The sequence below is a fragment of the Micromonospora trifolii genome (genome assembly GCF_050516465.1).
Taxonomy (GTDB): Bacteria; Actinomycetota; Actinomycetes; order Mycobacteriales; family Micromonosporaceae; genus Micromonospora; species Micromonospora trifolii.
In genome coordinates this window covers 458,792-477,062 of the sequence record NZ_CP191526.1, presented here as the reverse complement: position 1 = coordinate 477,062, position 18,271 = coordinate 458,792, and the positions used below count along the sequence as shown (strand labels likewise).

13 protein-coding genes are annotated in these 18,271 nt (G+C 74.2%); 5 read left to right on the top strand and 8 right to left on the bottom strand.

Annotation, left to right across the window (positions count from 1 at the left end; genetic code table 11):
• Positions 1-116 precede the first annotated feature (116 nt).
• Positions 117-4,820: an Lhr family helicase gene (locus tag ACQRWP_RS02175; protein WP_430500564.1), complete on the top strand. Its 4,704-nt coding sequence runs from the start codon at positions 117-119 to the stop codon at positions 4,818-4,820.
• A gap of 159 nt (positions 4,821-4,979) precedes the next feature.
• Here the strand turns inward: ACQRWP_RS02175 and ACQRWP_RS02170 are convergent, their stop codons facing one another.
• Positions 4,980-5,537 (bottom strand): hypothetical protein, encoded by a 558-nt coding sequence (locus ACQRWP_RS02170; protein ID WP_430500563.1) that lies wholly within the window; start codon positions 5,535-5,537, stop codon positions 4,980-4,982.
• Between the two features lie 100 nt (positions 5,538-5,637).
• Between ACQRWP_RS02170 and ACQRWP_RS02165 the strand changes: the two genes are divergently transcribed.
• Both ACQRWP_RS02165 and ACQRWP_RS02160 read left to right on the top strand, forming a co-directional pair.
• Positions 5,638-6,438 (top strand): SAM hydrolase/SAM-dependent halogenase family protein, encoded by an 801-nt coding sequence (locus tag ACQRWP_RS02165; RefSeq protein ID WP_430500562.1) that lies wholly within the window; start codon positions 5,638-5,640, stop codon positions 6,436-6,438.
• 25 nt (positions 6,439-6,463) lie between these two features.
• Complete coding sequence (locus ACQRWP_RS02160) at positions 6,464-6,706, top strand: CPCC family cysteine-rich protein (RefSeq protein WP_238671784.1); 243 nt, start codon at positions 6,464-6,466, stop codon at positions 6,704-6,706.
• A gap of 33 nt (positions 6,707-6,739) precedes the next feature.
• On the opposite strand, the gene ACQRWP_RS02155 is transcribed toward ACQRWP_RS02160, so the two are convergent.
• Positions 6,740-8,002: a hypothetical protein gene (locus tag ACQRWP_RS02155; RefSeq protein WP_430500561.1), complete on the bottom strand. Its 1,263-nt coding sequence runs from the start codon at positions 8,000-8,002 to the stop codon at positions 6,740-6,742.
• 109 nt (positions 8,003-8,111) lie between these two features.
• Between ACQRWP_RS02155 and ACQRWP_RS02150 the strand changes: the two genes are divergently transcribed.
• Together ACQRWP_RS02150 and ACQRWP_RS02145 are read left to right on the top strand one after the other, a co-directional pair.
• On the top strand, positions 8,112-8,921 hold the full coding sequence (locus tag ACQRWP_RS02150; protein ID WP_430500560.1) for a DNA-formamidopyrimidine glycosylase family protein: 810 nt from the start codon (positions 8,112-8,114) through the stop codon (positions 8,919-8,921).
• 165 nt (positions 8,922-9,086) lie between these two features.
• A complete protein-coding gene (locus tag ACQRWP_RS02145; RefSeq protein WP_430500559.1) occupies positions 9,087-12,698 on the top strand; it encodes a hypothetical protein in 3,612 nt (1,203 codons plus the stop codon).
• Positions 12,699-12,767: 69 nt separating this feature from the next.
• Here the strand turns inward: ACQRWP_RS02145 and pspM are convergent, their stop codons facing one another.
• From pspM to rimO, 6 genes are all read right to left on the bottom strand, one after another.
• Positions 12,768-13,553 carry a phage shock envelope stress response protein PspM gene (pspM, locus tag ACQRWP_RS02140; protein ID WP_425696933.1) on the bottom strand — a complete coding sequence of 262 codons (786 nt, stop codon included), beginning with the start codon at positions 13,551-13,553 and terminating at the stop codon, positions 12,768-12,770.
• A 23-nt stretch (positions 13,554-13,576) separates the two neighbouring features.
• On the bottom strand, positions 13,577-14,449 hold the full coding sequence (locus ACQRWP_RS02135; RefSeq protein WP_430500558.1) for a PspA/IM30 family protein: 873 nt from the start codon (positions 14,447-14,449) through the stop codon (positions 13,577-13,579).
• A gap of 196 nt (positions 14,450-14,645) precedes the next feature.
• The gene (locus ACQRWP_RS02130; RefSeq protein WP_091400451.1) at positions 14,646-15,080 is read right to left on the bottom strand and encodes a helix-turn-helix domain-containing protein; all 435 of its coding nucleotides are present in this window, start codon (positions 15,078-15,080) and stop codon (positions 14,646-14,648) included.
• 219 nt (positions 15,081-15,299) lie between these two features.
• Complete coding sequence (locus ACQRWP_RS02125) at positions 15,300-15,809, bottom strand: CinA family protein (RefSeq protein WP_430500557.1); 510 nt, start codon at positions 15,807-15,809, stop codon at positions 15,300-15,302.
• 221 nt (positions 15,810-16,030) lie between these two features.
• Positions 16,031-16,621 carry a CDP-diacylglycerol--glycerol-3-phosphate 3-phosphatidyltransferase gene (gene pgsA, locus ACQRWP_RS02120; RefSeq protein WP_357362565.1) on the bottom strand — a complete coding sequence of 197 codons (591 nt, stop codon included), beginning with the start codon at positions 16,619-16,621 and terminating at the stop codon, positions 16,031-16,033.
• Between the two features lie 77 nt (positions 16,622-16,698).
• Positions 16,699-18,207, bottom strand: coding sequence for a 30S ribosomal protein S12 methylthiotransferase RimO (gene rimO, locus ACQRWP_RS02115; protein ID WP_354941969.1), 1,509 nt, complete (start codon positions 18,205-18,207; stop codon positions 16,699-16,701).
• Positions 18,208-18,271 lie beyond the last annotated feature (64 nt).

The following is an 18,271-nucleotide window of genomic DNA, read 5'->3' as shown; positions in this document are numbered from 1 at the left end:
GAGTGAAGTTACTTTATGTTGCTCCTTAGAAGCAAGCAGTTAAGTGAGACTTAACGGATTAAGCGCACCTTCCACGCTTTTTGTTTCTGCCGGGCACTTTCCGCCGTGGGTCGCTCGTGGATGTCGGACCGGCGGGGCACCATGGACCGGTGACCGGGGCAGACGCAGACGCCGGCGCGGTGCTCGCCGGGTTCGGCCCGGCCACCCGCGCCTGGTTCGACAACGCCTTCGCCGCCCCGACCGCCGCGCAGACCGGCGCCTGGCGGTCGGTCGCCGCCGGCCGCAACGCGCTCGTGGTGGCGCCCACCGGCTCGGGCAAGACGCTCGCGGCCTTCCTCTGGTCACTGGACCGACTCGCCCGCGAGCCGGCGCCGGCCGAGGCCCGCCAGCGGTGCCGAGTGCTCTACGTCAGCCCGCTCAAGGCCCTCGCCGTCGACGTGGAGCGCAACCTGCGCGCCCCGCTGGCCGGCATCCGGCAGGCGGCCACCCGGCTGGGCGTCGCACCGCCCGACATCACCGTCGGCATGCGCACCGGCGACACGCCCGCCGACGAGCGACGAGCCTTCGCCCGCACCCCGCCGGACATCCTCATCACCACGCCCGAGTCGCTGTTCCTGCTGCTCACGTCCGCGGCTCGCGACTCGCTGCGCGGCGTCCAGACGGTGATCGTCGACGAGGTGCACGCGGTGGCCGGCAGCAAACGCGGCGCCCACCTCGCCCTCTCCCTCGAACGCCTCGACGAGCTGCTGCCCGCCCCGGCGCAGCGCATCGGCCTCTCCGCCACCGTCCGGCCGATCGACGCCTGCGCGCAGTTCCTCGGCGGCGCCCGCCCGGTCGACGTGGTGCAGCCGGCCACGCCGAAGACCATCGAGGTCAGCGTGCAGGTCCCGGTGGAGGACATGACCCGCCTGGACGAGCAGGAGCAGCCACCGGAGGACGACCTCGGCGGCCCCGGGCCCCGTCGGGCGTCGATCTGGCCGGCCGTTGAGGAGCGGGTCTTCACCCTCATCGGGCAGCACCGCTCGACAATCGTCTTCACCAACTCCCGCCGCAGTGCCGAGCGCCTCTGCGCCCGGCTCAACGAGCTGGCCGCCGAGGCGGTGGCCGCATCCGCGTCGGGCGAGGGCGCGATCGGCGTACCGGAGGGGTTGCCGGCCGGCGACGACCCGGCGGGCGACGACGGCCCGGCGTCCGGCGCGCAGCGGTGGGGTGGCCCCGCCGGGCCGGTGCGCAACCGACCGCCGGCCGAGGTGATGGCCCAGTCCGGCGTGGCCACCGGCGCAGCGCCCGTGATCGCCCGCGCCCACCACGGCAGCGTCTCCCGGGAGGAGCGCAAGCACATCGAGGAGGCGCTCAAGTCCGGTCAGCTCCCGGCGGTGGTGGCCACCTCCAGCCTGGAGCTGGGCATCGACATGGGCGCGGTCGACCTGGTGGTGCAGATCGAGGCGCCGCCCAGCGTGGCCGCCGGCCTGCAACGCGTCGGCCGGGCCGGGCACCAGGTGGGCGCGGTCTCGCGGGGGGTGGTCTTCCCCAAGCACCGCGGCGACCTGCTCTCCTGCGCGGTGGTCGCCGAGCGGATGACCGCCGGTGCCATCGAGGAGCTGCACTACCCGCGCAACCCACTGGACGTGCTGGCCCAGCAGATCGTCGCGATGGTGGCGCTGGAGCCGTGGCCGCTCGGCGACCTGGCCGTGCTGGTCCGCCGGGCCGCGCCCTTCGCCGAGCTGCCCGACTCGGCGCTGCACGCCGTGCTCGACATGCTCTCCGGCCGCTACCCGTCCACGGCGTTCGCCGAGCTGCGCCCCCGCCTGGTCTGGGACCGAGCCACCGACGTGCTCACCGGCCGCCAGGGAGCGCAACGCCTCGCGGTGACCAGCGGCGGAACGATCCCCGACCGGGGCCTGTTCGGGGTCTTCCTGGCCGGCGCCGAGCGGGCCGCCCGGGTCGGCGAGCTGGACGAGGAGATGGTCTACGAGTCCCGGGTCGGCGACGTCTTCCTGCTCGGCTCCTCCTCCTGGCGCATCGAGGAGATCACCCCTGACCGGGTGCTGGTCTCGCCCGCCCCGGGGCAGGCCGCGCGCATGCCGTTCTGGAAGGGCGACCAGCTGGGTCGGCCGGTGGAGCTGGGCCGGGCCATCGGCGCCCGGGTGCGCACCCTGCTGCGCCAGACCGACGAGGCGGCCCTGGCCGCGCTGCGCGACGGTGGGCTGGACGACTGGGCCGCCGGCAACCTGATGGCCTACCTGCGCGAGCAGCGGGAGGCCACCCGCTCGCTGCCCGACGACCGCACGGTCGTGGTCGAGCGGTTCCGCGACGAGCTGGGTGACTGGCGGCTGGCCGTGCACAGCGTGCTCGGTGCCCGGGTCAACGGGCCCTGGGCCCTCGCGGTGGGCCGCCGGCTGGCCGAGCGGTACGGGGTGGACGCCCAGGTGATGCCCTCCGACGACGGCATCGTGGTGCGTCTTCCGGACACCGCCGACGAGCCCCCCGGTGCCGACGTGGTGGTCTTCGAGCCCGACGAGATCACCCAACTCGTGGAGGAGTCGGTCGGCACCTCCGCCCTCTTCGCCGCCCGTTTCCGGGAGTGCGCCGCCCGGTCACTGCTGCTGCCGCGCCGCGACCCGCGCCGCCGCCAACCACTCTGGCAGCAACGGCAACGCGCCGCGCAACTGCTCGACGTCGCCCGCGAGTACGCGGACTTCCCGGTCACCCTGGAGGCCGCCCGCGAGTGCCTCCAGGACGTCTTCGACCAGCCGGCGCTGGCCGGGCTGATGCGCGACCTGGCCACCCGCAAGGTGCGGCTGGTCGAGGTGGAGACCAACGCGCCGTCGCCGTTCGCGCGGTCGCTGCTCTTCGGCTACGTCGGCGCGTTCCTCTACGAGGGCGACGCCCCGCTGGCCGAGCGCCGCGCCGCCGCACTCGCCCTCGACTCCACGCTCCTCGGCGAGCTGCTCGGCCGGGTCGACCTGCGGGAGTTGCTCGACCCGGCGGTGCTCACCGAGACCGACCGGCAACTGCGGTGGCTGACCGAGCAGCGCCGCCCCCGCGACGCCGAGGACGTCGTCGAGCTGCTGCGGGTGCTCGGTGACCTGAGCGACGCCGAGTTGACCGAGCGGGGGGTGCCGGAGACGTGGCTCAGCGAGCTGGAGGCCACCCGCCGGGTGCTGCGGGTCCGGATCGCGGGCGAGCAGCGCTGGGTGGGCGTCGAGGACGCCGCCCGCCTGCGCGACGCCCTCGGCGTGGCGCTGCCGATGGGGGTGGCCGAGGCGTACCTCGCCCCGGTGGCCGATCCGCTCGGTGACCTGGTGGCCCGCTACGCCCGCACCCACGGCCCGTTCGCCGCGGCCAGCTGTGCGGCCCGGTTCGGGCTCGGCGTGTTCGTCGTCGAGCAGGCGCTGCGCCGGCTCGGCGCCACCGGGCGGGTGGTCTCCGGGGAGTTCACCCCGGAGTCGGCCGGCGCCCAGTGGTGCGACGCCGAGGTGCTGCGGATGCTGCGCCGCCGCTCCCTCGCCGCGCTGCGCCGGGAGATCGAGCCGGTGCCGCCCCGGGCGTTGGCGACGTTCCTGCCCCGCTGGCAGCAGGTCGGCTCGTCCGCCCGAGGTGTGGAGGCGCTCGCCGCCACAGTGGAGCAGTTGCAGGGCACTGCGGTGCCGGCGTCCGCCCTGGAGCGGTTGGTGCTGCCCGCCCGGGTCGCGGACTACTCCCCCGCCCAGCTCGACGAACTGTGCGCCAGCGGGGAGGTGCTCTGGGCGGGGTCGGGCGCGATCTCCGGGGGCGACGGCTGGGTCACCCTGGCGTACGCGGACGCTGCGCCATTGCTGCTGCCGCCGCCGGACGAGGCGTTGACCCGCACCCCGCTGCACGACGCGGTGCTCGACGCGCTCGGCGACGGGCAGGCGCTGTTCTTCCGCCCGCTGGCCGACCGGGTCGGCTCGACCGACGACGCCGCGCTGACCGCGGTGATCTGGGACCTGGTCTGGGCCGGGCACCTCAGCAACGACACCCTCGCCCCGCTGCGCGCGGTGCTCGGCGCTGGCGGCGCACATCGCTCCCGGCCGTCCGCGCCCCGCACCCGTTACCGGCGGCCCGGTCGAGTTGCGCTGCCGACCCGGGGTGGCCCGCCGACGGTCGCCGGCCGCTGGTCACGTCTCCCGGAGCGGGACCTCGACCCGACCCGGCGGGCCGCCGCGCTCGCCGACCTGCTGTTGGAGCGGCACGGGGTGGTCACCCGGGGCGCGGTGATGGCCGAGCAGGTGGTCGGCGGGTTCTCGGCGGTCTACCCGGTGCTGTCGGCGCTGGAGGAGCGCGGCGCGGCCCGCCGTGGTTACTTCGTCGAAGGGCTGGGGGCGGCGCAGTTCGCCGTACCCGGTGCGGTGGACCGGCTGCGCGCGCTGGCCGAGCCGACCGACGGTGCCCGGGGTCGGGGCACGGCGGCCACAGTGCTCGCCGCGACCGACCCGGCCAACCCGTACGGTGCGGCGCTGCCCTGGCCGGAACGGGTGGTCGACTCCGGCGATGGGGCCACCCCGGCGACCGGGCACCGGGCCGGTCGCAAGGCGGGCGCCCTGGTGGTGCAGGTCGGCGGTGACCTCGTCCTCTACGTCGAACGCGGCGGCCGGACGCTGCTCTCCTTCACCGACGACACCGACACGCTCGCCGCGGCCGGCAAGGCGCTCGCCGACGCCGTCCACTCCGGGGCGTTGGGCGCGATGTCGGTGGAGCGGGCCGACGGCGAAGCGGTGCACTCGTCACCACTGCGGGACGCGTTGACCGCCGCCGGCTTCCGGGCCACCCCCCGCGGCCTGCGCCTGCGCGGCTGACCCCCCGTCCTGCTCGCGCCCCTTCCACTCCGCAGCGGGGCCGGCCCCGACGGGGACACACGCGATTGGGCGATATACCTGTGAGTCATTTAATGACTCACAGGTATATCGCTCCGAAGGACAGACATGCCCCGGGCCGTGGACACCACGGACCGGTGCTCAGCGCAGGCCGTTGAGCACCTTCTCGTAGCGCGGGCGGTCGGCGGCCGGGGTCTTCGCCTCCAGGTAGTTCAGCACCACCGCGCCGCGCTGGTACGACTGGCCGCCCCAGGTCTCCGCGATGTCGCTGGCGCTGGTCTCGTCCGGGAAGACGTAGACGGTGACGGCGTCGGTGGCCATCAGCTCGGAACAGCCCAGGCCGAGGCCGTCCGGCCCACAGTCGACCGAGCGGTCCTTCGGGTGCGCCACCTTCAAACCGGCGGCCCGGAACGCCTCGATGACCTGCTTCGCGCCGGGCGCACTGGCCGGGCGCTTGGGCAGCACCACCGGCGGCGGGCTGGCCGGCCGTCGCTGCGTCGTGCCCTGTGCGGCGGCGGAGGGCGGGGTCGCGCCGTCGGCATTGGGTGAGGCTTGGGGCGTCGGCAGGCCGGTCGGGGCCGCCTCGGACGAGACGGATGGGGTCGCGTTCGGGCTGCCGTCGTCGTCACTGCCACAACCGGCGCTGAGGGCGACGGCGACCAGCAGGATTCCGACTGCGGGGAGGTTCCGAGTTGTCACCAGGGCAGTCTGCCCAACGTCCTCCGGCGGCGGGAGGGGCCGGTCGGCCACTGCGCTGTCCCGTATCCGCCAGCACCCGCCGTTCTACTAGCCTGCGGACATGTCCGCCGTGCCCTGGATCTCGCTGACCACCGACTACGGCCTCACCGACGGCTTCGTGGCCGCCTGCCACGGGGTCGTCGCCCGGATCGCGCCGGCCGCCCGGGTGATCGACGTGACCCACCTGGTGCCGCCGGCGGATGTCCGGCGCGGTGCCGCCGTGCTGGCGCAGACCGTGCCGTACCTGCCGGTGGGAGTGCACATGGCGGTGGTCGATCCGGGCGTGGGCACCGCCCGACGGGGGATCGCGCTGGCCACCCCGGGTGGGTTGCTGGTCGGCCCGGACAACGGGTTGCTGGTGGACGCGGCCACCGCGCTCGGTGGGGTGACCGACGCGGTCGAGCTGACCGAGCCGCGCTGGCTGGCCGCCCGGGTGTCCGACACGTTCCACGGCCGGGACGTCTTCGCACCGGCGGCGGCCCGGCTGGCGCTCGGCGCGCCTCTGGCCGAGGCGGGCCCACCGGTCGACCCGGACGGGCTGGTGCGACTTCCGACGCCGACGCTGACCCGGGACGCCGAGGGCTTCACCGCCGAGGTGCTGACCGTGGACCACTTCGGCAACGTCCAACTGGCCGCGCCGGCCGAACTGCTCGACCCGCTGCCGGCCACGCTCCGGGTGGGTCCGCCCGGACCGACGCCGGCCCTCGCGGCGGTGCGCGGGCGGACCTTCGGCGACGCCCCGGCCGGCGGCTTGGTGGCGTACGTCGATTCGGCCGGTCTGGTCGCGGTCGCGGTCAACGGCGGGCGGGCCTCGGACCTCCTCGCGGCCTCCCCGGGGGACCTCCTGCGGGTATCGGGCTGATGTTCGACTGTGGAATGCTTCTCCGGTGGGTGAGCATGTGGTTCCTGTGGGCTGTCCCTGCTGTGCATCCCGGACCGGCGGGGGGACCTGCCCCGTCTGTTTCTGGACCGACGACGGCCAGACCGACGCCGACGCCGACGCCGTCCGGGGTGGCCCCAACGGCGACCTGAGCCTTACGCACGCCCGTCTCAACTACGCCGTCTACGGTGCCAGCCACCCGCGCTACCAGGACATGGTGCGGACGGCTCGCCCCGACGAGCGCCCCTGACGTTGACGGGGCGCCCGCCGGGGTGAGCGTGGCTCAGCAGACCGGCACGCTGCCGCCGTACACGCTGGAGATGTACGCGTGGCTGACGTACTGCCCGCTGGCCAGACGGTTCCAGCGGGTGGTGGTCCGGTAGGGGCCGGCGACCGACTGACCGGTGACGTAGCACTGGATCGGCACGTGGGCCAGCCGGGCGGCGAGGCCACGGGTCGCGTACGACGTGCTGGCCCCGGTGCGGATGTTGAGTGGCCCGTCACCGACCACGCCGCGCGGCCCGCCTCCGGTCCACAGATAGGCGACGTCCACCCAGGCGTTGGTGGTCAGCCGCAACCCGTCCCAGAAGGTGCCGTCGGCCAGGTCGATGCCGGCCGGGTTGAGCACGGTCCGCCCGAACTGGTCCCGTCCTCCGTTGTAGCCGGACTGGTAAGCGGCCTGCGCCTCGGGCCGGCCCTGCGGCAGGTTCTTCCAGTTCTCCCGGACCGACGAGGGGTTCCAGTAGTCGTCGCGGGTGTTCCACGGCCCGACGTCCCAGACCGGGGCGTACTCACAGCGGGAGCCGCTGGTGGTGCAGACCCGCACTGTGTAGTCGCCGGTGTTGATCGGCGAGAGACCCCGCCGCGACGGCAGCGCCGCGAAGTGGTCCCGGGGTTGCACGGTACGGCCGTTGGCGGTCAGCTCACCGACCAGTCCGATGCGGGTGGCGTACACCCGGTAGGTGCGGCCGGGCGTGGCGGCGGAGACGCCGGCGTTGGCGTCGGCGGTGAGCCGCACACCCCGTACCGTCGCCGTGGCGCCACCATCGGAGGCGGTGAGCACCACCCGGGTCTGCACCCGGGTGACCGGCCGTTCGAAGACCGCGCCGGAGGTGGCCGCCCGCCACTCCGTCCAGCCGGCCGCCCGCCAGCCGCGGACCTGCGCCTCCACTGTCGCCCCGGCCGGCACCGCGGCGTTGATCTCGGCGCGGACCCGGGTGGCCGGCCGGGCGAGAGTGCGGGGAGCGGTCAGCAGCATCCCCTCGGCGACCGCGCTGTGCGGGCTGCGGGCGCCGCGCCCGGTGGACCGGGCCTCCCGCAGGCGTAGGCCGGCGGCGGTGCGTCGGACGTTGACATCATCGCGGTCGACGATGGTGAGGTCGGCGCTCCACCGTTCGTCGCCGGGTGCGGCGGCGAGGAGGGTGATCGGGACGCCGCCGGGTGCGGCCGGGACAGGGCCGGTAGCGGGTAGGAGCGCTGCGGTGAGCAGGAGGGCGAGGGTGGCGATGAGGGCGAAAGATCGGATACGACAATGGTGTCGTGTCATGGGCATTCTCCTCAGAACCCCCTGACCTTCGCATGTCAGGAGATCATGAGGAACCTGAGTACAAATAGCGACACATGCGAATCTTGCTCGAAAGAGGGAGGATGGCAGGGTGCCCGAAGGCGACACCGTCTGGAACACCGCGCGCGTGCTGCACCGCGCGCTGGCCAGCGCGCGGATCACCGGCAGTGACTTCCGGGTGCCGCAGCTGGCGACCACGGACCTCACCGACTGGACCGTCCGCGAGTCGGCCAGCCGGGGCAAGCACCTGCTGCTGCGGCTCGACGCCCCGACCGAGGAACACTGGACCCTGCACTCCCACCTACGGATGGACGGCGCCTGGCGGGCGTACGCCCCGGGGGAACGCTGGAGCGGCCGACCCGCGCACCTCATCCGGGTGGTGCTGCGCAGCCCCAGCGCCGTCGCGGTCGGCTACCACCTGCACGACCTGACTCTGGTGCCGACAGCCGAGGAGGACCAGCTGGTCGGCCATCTCGGCCCCGACCTGCTCGGCCCGGACTGGGACCCGGCCGAGGCGGTCCGCCGCCTCGCCGACCACCCGGAGCAGACCATCGGCGAGGCGCTGCTCGACCAGCGCAACCTGGCCGGCGTGGGCAACCTCTACAAGTGCGAGGTGCTGTTCCTGCGGGGCGTGTCACCGTGGACCCCGGTCGGCGGGGTGCCCGACCTGCCGGGCCTGGTGGCCCTCGCGCAGCGGTTGCTCGCCGCCAACCGGGGCCGGTGGACGCAGAGCAGCACCGGCTCGCTGCACCGGGGGCAGACCAGCTACGTGTACGGCCGCCGCGCCCAGCCCTGCCGCCGCTGCGGCACCGCCATCCGCAAGGAGGAGCTGGGCGAGCGGGTCACCTACTGGTGCCCGGTCTGCCAGCCCGAGCGCCCCGGTTCGTCGTCATCCGGCTGACCAGGCTCTCGCCAGGCGGGACCCAGGGCAGAAACGGACGATTGGGTAATTCCTAACCGGCCGCCGGAGTCGCATGCTGCGGTTGAGCGCTCACCGACCGTCAGCAGAGTGCCGAGGTCCCCCACGCCGGGGTGGCGGACCTCGCGCCCCGAACCGGGGAGAGTCATGGCGATGTTCCGCAGACTCCGCTCCACCTTCTTCGAGCGGACCACCCACGACACCGACGCCGACGGCCGGGCGGCGTCCGTGCCGGCCGCGCGTACCGCCGAGGAGGCCGTTCGCACGCCGAGCCTGGACCCGGCCGTCGTGCCCCGCTACTTCGGCCCGGTGCCGAACTTCGCCCACAGCCCTCGCCCGACGCGGGACCCCGACGGGCAGGTGGTGGCCGGGACCGGGCTGCGCAAGTTCGTCGACCCACTGCCCCTCCCGGGCCAGCCCGGCCGTGGCGATCTCGGCAGCCACCTACCGGTGGCGGTGCCGGACACCATCAGCTATCCGGGCTGCGACTACTACGAGATCGGCCTACAGGAGTACGCCCAGCGGCTGCACCGGGACCTGCCGGCCACCCGGCTGCGCGGCTACCGGCAACTGAACCTGGGCACCGACCCGGCCGGACACAACACTGTGGCGCCTCCGGAGCGACAGTGGCACCTCGGGCCGATATTCCGGGCCCGTCGGGGTCGACCGGTTCGGGTGAAGTTCATCAACCAGCTCCCCGCCGGTCGGTCCGGCGAGCTGTTCCTGCCGGTCGACGACACCATCGAGGGGGCCGGCCTGGGCCCCCTGGACGGACCGGCGCCCTACCCACAGAACCGGGCCGTGCTGCACCTGGCCGGGGCGCAGACCGGCTGGACCAGCGCGGGCAACCCGGGGCAGTGGATCACCCCGGCCGGGGAGATCACCCCGTACCCGACCGGGCCCGGCCTGGCCCACGTGCCGGACATGCCGGCGCCCGGCGCCGGGGCCACCACGCTCTACTTCCCGAACGAACAGAGCGGCCGGCTGCTGTGGTTCCACGACAACACCCTCGGCCTGGCCCGGCTCACCGTCTACGGCGGACAGCTCGCGCTCTACCTGCTCACCGACCCGGCGGAGGACCAGCTCGTCGCCGACGCGGTGCTGCCGGCCGACCAGGTGCCGTTGGTGATCGAGGACAAGACGTTCGTTCCGGACGACACACAACTCGCCGCCGAGGACCCGACCTGGGACCGGGAACGCTGGGGCGCCCGGGGCAGCCTCTGGCACCCGCATGTCTACCAACCCCGGCAGAACCCGTACCGGTCCGGCGGACGCAACCCCACCGGCCGGTGGGACTACGGCCCCTGGTCCCACAACTCCTCTCCGGACGACGCCCGCGCCGACGGCTGGGTGCCGAACCCGTACCACGACCCGGTCGGCGCTCCGGACGAGCCGCCGCTGAGCCCCGGCGTACCGCACCCGTCGGCCGTTCCCGAGGCGTACGGCGACACCCCGCTCGTCAACGGCGTCGCCTACCCGTACCTGGAGGTGCGGCCGCGCGCGTACCGGTTCCGGATCCTCAACGCCTGCCTGGACCGCAGCCTCAACCTCCAGCTCTACCGCGCCTGCTCCGACGCGCCGATGTGGACGGCCGACGGGGCGCTCGCCGACCCCGACGCCGGTGAGGTGCCGATGGTGCCCGCCGCTCGGGCGGCGGACCGTCCGGCGGGGTGGCCGACCGACGGACGCGACGGCGGTGTGCCGGACCCGCGCGCCGCCGGCCCGGAGTTCATCCAGATCGGCAACGAGGCCGGCCTCCTGCCGGCGCCGGTGGTGCTGCCGAACCGACCGATCGGCTACCGCTACGACCGGCTCGACCCGACCGTGCTGAACGTCGACGGGCACACCCTGCTGCTCGCCCCGGGCGAACGGGCCGACGTGCTCGTCGACTTCTCCGCCATGCCGCCGGGCAGCACGCTGATCCTGTACAACGACGCCCCGGCCCCGCTGCCCGGCTTCGACCCCCGCTACGACCAGCACACCGATGCCCCGGACCGCAGCGCCGAGGGTGGCCCGCCCCCAACCGAACCGGGGTACGGCCCGAACACCCGCACCGTGCTCCAGTTCCGGGTCGCCGGGACGCCCGAGCCGCCGTACGACCTGAGCCGGCTGCGCGAACGGCTACCCCTGGCGTACGCGGCCAGCCAACGCCCGCCGATCGTCCCGCAGCCGGCGTACGACCCGGCGTTCGGCACCCGGACCCCGGCGCAGACGTTGGTACCGGTGCACGCCGCCACTGCGACGTTCACGCCGACGGCCGGCACCGGCCCGGTGACCCTGCCGATCGCGGTCAAGGCCGCACAGCAGATCTTCGAACCGGACCACGGCCGGCTGGCGGGCCGGCTCGGCGTCGGGCACCCGCACGCCGGGCCGCTCAACCCGACGACGCTGCCGCTCGGTGCGACCGACCCGGTCACCGAGGTGCTCTTCGCCACCGACCCCGCCGTGCCGGTGGGCGCCCCCGCCGACGGCACGCAGCTCTGGCGGATCAGCGGCAACGTCCGGCAGACCGAGCCGCTGCACGTCGGCGGCTGCGACGTGCAGGTGGTCAACCGGGTTGGCTGGGACGGCACGCTGCGACTCCCGCACGGCACGGAGCTGGGCTGGAAGGGAATCATCCGGGTCAACCCCCGGGAGGACGTGGTGGTGGCGCTGCGCCCGCTCGCGCCGACGCTGCCGTTCAAGCTGGGTGACAGCGTCCGGCTGCTCGACCCCTGCCGCCCGGCCGGAGCCCGCACCGGGTCGACGCCGGTCAGCCCGGCCGACGGGCGACCGGCCACGGTGGTCAACCAGCTGGTCAACCTGGGCTGGGAGTACCGCTGGCACAGCCAGCTCGCCGGCCACCACGACGGCGGGATGAGCCGACCGCTGGTGCTGCGGGTGGCGCCGAAGGCGCCGACCGGGCTGACCGCCACACCGGTGCCCGGCTCGGCCACCGCGCTACCCGCGATCGCGCTGGCCTGGACCAGCAACGGCGGGCGACCCCCCGCCACCAGCCACCTGCTGCAACGGGCCACCGACGCGACCTTCGGCGGCGAGGTCACCACGATCACCGTCGCGGCCGCCGCCACCCGCTACACCGACGCGACCGTCACCCCCGGGGTGACCTACCACTACCGGATCCGGGCGGAGAACGCGGTCAGCTACTCGTCCTGGTCGAACGGCGTACCCGCCTCGGTGCACCTGGCCGCGCCGAGCGGTCTGGTCGCGATGCTGCCGCCGGCCGCGCCGCTGCGCGTGGCGCTGCGTTGGACGAACCGCTCGTTCGCCACCGGCATCGACGTACAGCGGGCCACCAACCCGACGTTCACCAGCGGCCCGGGCACCACGGCGATCGGGGTCGGCGACAGCCACCTGGACGCGGCCGTGGCACCGGACACCACGTACTACTACCGGGTGCGGACCACCTACCTGGGCGCTGCCTCGGCGTGGTCGACCGTCGCCACGGTGACCTCGCCACCCGCGCCGGGAACCCCCAGCGGGGTGAGCGCCACCGCCAGCGCACCGGGGCCGGACACCGCGACGGTGACCCTGGCCTGGGAGGCGAGCACACCCGACGGTCCGGGGTCCGGGTTCACCGTGCAGCGGGCCCTCGACCCGGCCTTCGAGCAGGGGACGGCCACCTTCACGGTGACCGGTCGCGGCTTCACCAACACGGGGCTGGCCCGGGGCGTGAAGTACCACTACCGGATCCGGTCGTTCAACGTCGTGGGCACCTCGCCGTACACCGGGCCGGTCCTGGTGACGACGCCACCGTGACCGGCTCAGGGTCGGCGCGCGGTCCCGGAGCACGCGCCGTCGGCGCGCGCCCTCTCGGGGCGTGCGCCGTCAGCGCGTCGGGGCGCGCAGCGGGGTGCCGACGGCCCGCAGCTCGGCCAGGGCCCCGGCGACCCCGTGCAGCAGGTCGGTCGCCTCGGTGAGCCGGTCGGCCGCCGGGTGGGCGGTCTCCGGTCGGGCGTCCTCGGCCAGGTAGCCGGCGGCGGCGACCACCAGTCGTTCGTACGCCGCCACCCCGCCCTCCAGTTGAGCGGTCAGCGCGGCGTGCGCCTCGGCCAGCGGCGGCCGGGCGTCGGCCGGTGCCAGCCGCAGGGCGCGTTCGACGCTGGCCACCCGGGCGGCCAGGTCGCGCAGCGAGCGGTCGGCGGCGGCGGCCTCCAGCACCGCCGGCTCGGCCAGCCCGGTGAGCCGGGGGGCCATCCCGGCCAGGGTGAGCGCCGCCCGGTCCAGTCGGGCCCACTGCTCGCCGGCGCTGGTGCCGCGCAGCGCGATCCGGGAGCGGACTCGGCGCACCTCGGCCAGCACGCCCGGGCCGACCGGCAGCCGCTCGACGGCGGCGATCAACCGGGCCCGCGACCGGGCCGCCGCCTCGGCCGGGTCGAGGGCGGGGGGCGCCGGCTGGGCGGCCAGGGCGCGCACGTCGATCCAGCGCCAGGCGGCGAGCGCCACCGCACTGCCCGCGGCGCCGGCCCAGGCCGCGTCGGGCAGACCAAGGCCGGCGTACGGAGTCAGCACCACCGCCGCGCCACCGAGCCCACCGGCCAGCACACTCCACCGTCGGGCCGACCGGCGAAGCCGACCCAGCCTCCGGAAGTACCGTGTCCGCTCGTCTGCCACAGTGACCCCCTCGATCCGGTCGTTCAGCCGGCGGCGGTCGGGTCGCCGGTGCCCCGCTCGCGAGCCATGCTGGCGCGCAGCTCGTCCAGTCGGGCGGCGGCCGTCGGGTCGTTGGCCGGGCCGGCCTTCTCGGCCTGCGGCACAGCCGGTCGCTGGGCAGCGCCGCCGAGCTGCTCCCCCGCCATGCTGGACCGGATCTGCTCCAACCGGGCGGAGCCGGCCGAGTCGATCGTGGCCTTCTGAATTTCCAACATACGGCCCTCGACGGAGTTGCCGGCCAGTTCGGCGCGACCCATCGCGTTGGCGTACCGCCGCTCGATGCGGTCGCGCACCTCGTCCAACGACGGGGTGTTGGTGGGCGCGGTCAACGACGACATCGACTCCAGCGAGCGGGCCACCGTCTCCTGCATCTTGGCCTGCTCCAGCTGACTGAGCAGCTTGGTGCGCTCGGCGAGCTTCTGCTGGAGGATCATCGAATTGTTCTCGACCGCTCGGCGGGCCTGGGCGGCGGCGCCCAGCGCCTGGTCATGCAGGGTCTTCAGGTCCTCGGTGGCCTGCTCGGCGGAGACGAGCTGGCTGGCCAGCGTCTGCGCGGTCTGCTCGAACCGCACCGCCTCGGCCTCGTCGCCCTTGGCCCGAGCCTGGTCGGAGAGCACCAGGGACTGCCGGGCGTTGCCCTGCAACCGCTCGACCTCGGACATCTGCCGGGACAGCTTCATCTCCAGCTGACGCTGGTTGCCGATCACCGCGGCAGCCTGCTGAACCAGCGCCTGGTGCTGCCGCTGGGCATCCTCGATGGCCTGCTGGATCTGCACCTTGGGATCGGCATGCTCGTCGATCTTCGCACCGAAGAGTGCCATCAGGTAGTTCCAACCCTTGACGAACGGGTTCGCCATCTCCGTGGTATCCCCTCAGTAGCGTCGCTCCACCACGGCCGGGCCGGTTGAACCGACCGACCGTGACCGGCCGGTCTCCATCGTCCCAGCAGAACGCCAACGAGGCATCCGTACCGGGCGGTCGACAGCACCGGCGGCTCCTGCGAGCAACCCTACGCGGCCGGGGCCAGCCCGCCCATGGTCAATGTTCGGCGGCTCAGGCCGCGCAAACCACGTCCCGGTCGCGCTCGGTCGGGCGGACCCGGGTGCTGCGCAGGGTGGCCTTGAGCGGCGAGTCCTGGCGGACCGAGACAGCGACCTTGCCGTCGGAGGTGACCTGACGAACACCCCGGTTGGTGCTCTTGGCTGCGGCGTCGGCCGGCTCGTCCTGCATCGAGACGAGCACCCCGGGCATCTGCTCGGCGAGCGCCACGGTGTCGCTCACCTCGCGCAGCAGCTCGGAGAGGCGGGCGCCGAGGGCGTCGCAGATCGCGGCGAGCAGCTCGCTCGACGGTTCCTTGTGCCCGCGCTCGATCTCGGAGAGGTAGCCGAGGCTGACGTTGGCGGCGGTGGAAACCTCACGCAGCGTGCGCTGCTGGCCCTGCCGGCGCGCTCGCAGTGCGTCACCGATCACCCGGCGTAGCAGGATCATCGCACCTCCCCCTGAGGGATACCTCGCGCCCGCCGCTGGGCAGCCGGCCGCGGCGGACCGCGCCGACCCCGAACGTCGGAGCCTTCCCGCAACCGTACCCGTTGCGGGCCCGGGCGACATCCCGCCCCGCCCGTCGGTTCGCCGGGACGGGCTCACCGGGGCGCGCCGCCGCCCGTGTGGCGTCGGCTTGGGTGGCTCTGACCGATTCGGCCCTGGCGTTCACGACGTCGCGGCTGCGAGCCGCTCGGCGAGCAACCGCAGCGCCTCGACCACCGCCTCCGCGCGGACGTGGTCCCGCCCGCCGCCCAGGTCGAGCTGGCGGACCTCGCCGCCGTTCGGGCCGGCGACCGCGACGTAGACCAGGCCCACGGGTTTCCCGTCCTGCGGCTCCGGGCCGGCGACCCCGGTGGTGGCCAGCCCCCAGTCCGCGCCGCACCGCTGCCGGCCGCCCTCGGCGAGCGCCGCTGCCACCTCCGGGTCCACCGGGCCTCGCTCGGACAGCAGGTCATCCGGTACGCCAGCCAGGGTCGCCTTCAACTCGGTGGCGTAGACCACGAGGCCACCCCGGTAGACCCCGCTGACCCCGGCGATGTTCACGATCGAAGCGGCCAGCGACCCACCGGTGAGCGATTCGACGGTGGCCAGGGTCTCGTGCCGCTCGGCCAGCCGGTGCACGACCCCGGCCGCCGCACTGCCCACGTCGGCACCGTCCGCCTCAGCACCACTCACCCCAGCACCGTCCGCTCCGCCACCGTTCACCGACACCCCACCCGCCGTCGCACGAACCAGTCCTTCCCCACCCACAAGACCCCAACCCAACTGCCCCCAACCCCGACCCCGACCCAACCGTGTCGATCATGAAGTTAGCGTCACGACACGCCGCCTCGACTGGCAATAACCTCATGATCAACTGCGGGAGGGGGCCGAAGGGCCGAAGGGGGAGGGCAGGGTTAGCGGGGGCGGCGTAGGCGGAGGGCTTGGGCTATGTAGTCGAAGCCGGTGGCGACCGTGACCAGGACGGCGGCGGCCATGATCCAGGGGCCGACGGTGGCGAGCGCTGCCGGCATCGGCCAGAGGTACCAGGCGATGGCGAGGATCTGGAGCGCGGTCTTGACCTTGCCGCCTCGGCTGGCGGCGATCACGCCGTGCCGGATCACCCAGAACCGCAGCCCGGTGATGCCCAGCTCGCGGACGAGGATCAGCGCGGTCACCCACCAGGGCAGTTGGTCGTACCAGGAGAGCAGCACCAGCGCCGCGCCGGTGAGCGCCTTGTCGGCGATCGGATCGGCAACCTTGCCGACCGAGGTGACCAGCCCGAAGCGGCGGGCGATCCAGCCGTCCACCAGGTCGGTCGCCGAGGCCACCGCGAAGATCAGGCAGGCCGCCATCCGCCAGCCGGCGTGGGTCATCCCGGACATGATCACCGAGGCGCCGAAGACCGGCACCAGCACCAGCCGCAGGGCGGTCAGCGCGTTGGCCGCGTTGACGACGGGCACCACGGCCACCACCCGGCCCGGCGTCGACTCCGTCGCCCCGGTCACCGCCGCACCCCGCTCGGGCCGCCGTGGCGTTCCCGGCACCACACCACCTGGGTCCCCCGCTCCGCTCGGGCCCGCCGTCACCGTGCCGCGCCGGGCGCCGCCGAGATCATCTCATCCGGCACAGCGAGCAGGTCCACCCCTTCGGTGCCGGTCACCGTTGCACGCACCAGATCGCCCGGGCGCAGCGCGGCCAGGTCGACCCCGCCCTCGACCGGGGCGACCAGGGTGGTGGAACCGTCCACCTCCGGCGCCTGGTGGGCCGCCCGGCCCTCCACCACGCCGTCCTCGATCGAGTCGACCAGCACCTCGACGGTCGAGCCGAGCCGGTCCTCGGCCCGCTGCGAGCAGAGCTCGTCGGCGAGGGCGCTGAGCCGGTCGTAGCGCCGCTTGATCGTCGCGGCGGAGACCTTGCCGGGTAGACCGGCGGCCTCGGTGCCGTCCTCGTCGCTGTAGTCGAACATGCCGATCGCGTCGAGCCGGGCCTCGGTCAGGAACCGGACCAGCTCGTCGACGTCGGCGCGGGTCTCGCCGGGGAAGCCGACGATGAAGTTGCTCCGGGCGCCCGCGTCCGGGGCCAGGGCGCGTGCACTGGCCAGCAGCTCAAGGAACCGGTCGGTGGAGCCGAAACGCCGCATCCGGCGCAGCACCGGCTCGCTGGAGTGCTGGAACGACAGGTCGAAGTACGGTGCCACGCCCGGGGTGGTGGCGATCGCCTCGACCAGCCCGGGCCGGGTCTCGGCCGGCTGAAGGTAGCTGGCCCGCACCCGGACGATGCCGGTCACCGCGGCGAGCTGCGGCAGCAGCTTCTCCAGGGCGCGTGGGTCACCCAGGTCCTTGCCGTACGAGGTGGAGTTCTCGCTGACCAGCACCAGCTCCCGTACGCCGGTCTTGGCCAGCCATTCCGCCTCGGCGAGCAGCTCGTCCGGGGTACGCGAGACGAAGGCCCCCCGGAAGGCCGGGATGGCACAGAACGCGCAGCGGCGGTCGCAGCCGCTGGCCAGCTTGAGCGAGGCCACCGGGCCGGTGTCGAGCCGTCGGCGCAGCACCTGGCGCAGGTGCGCCGGGGTGTGCTCGTCGGTGTCGACGACGGTGCGGGTCACCGTGCCGTGGCCGGGCAGCGACACCCCGCTGTCGCGGCGCTGCACCGGGGTCAGCGGCAGCAGCTCGCGCCGGTCCCGTGGGGTGTGCGCAGTGATCTGCTCGCCGGCGACGACGGCGTTCAGCCGGGCGGCGATGTCGGGGTAGTCGTCGAAGCTCAGCACCGCCTGCGCCTCGGGCAGGCTGTCGGCCAGCTCCCGGCCGTACCGCTCGGCCATGCAGCCAGCGGCGACCACCTTGGCGCCCGTTCCGGCGGCGGCGAGCAGGGTCTGGATCGAGTCCTGCTTGGCCTTCTCCACGAAACCGCAGGTGTTGACGACCACCACGTCGGCGCCCTCGCCGTCGGTGGTCACCTGCCAGCCGTCGGCGTGCAGGCGGGCGGCCAGCTCCTCCGAGTCGACCTCGTTGCGGGCACAGCCCAGGGTCAGCAGGGCGACGCGACGGCCCTCGGCGTGGTCAGCGGGAGAAGGAGAGGTGGCAGACACCATCCGAGGGTACCGGGCCGGCCGGGTAAGCCCACGCACGCGGGCTGCGGAGACGGTCGACACGGAG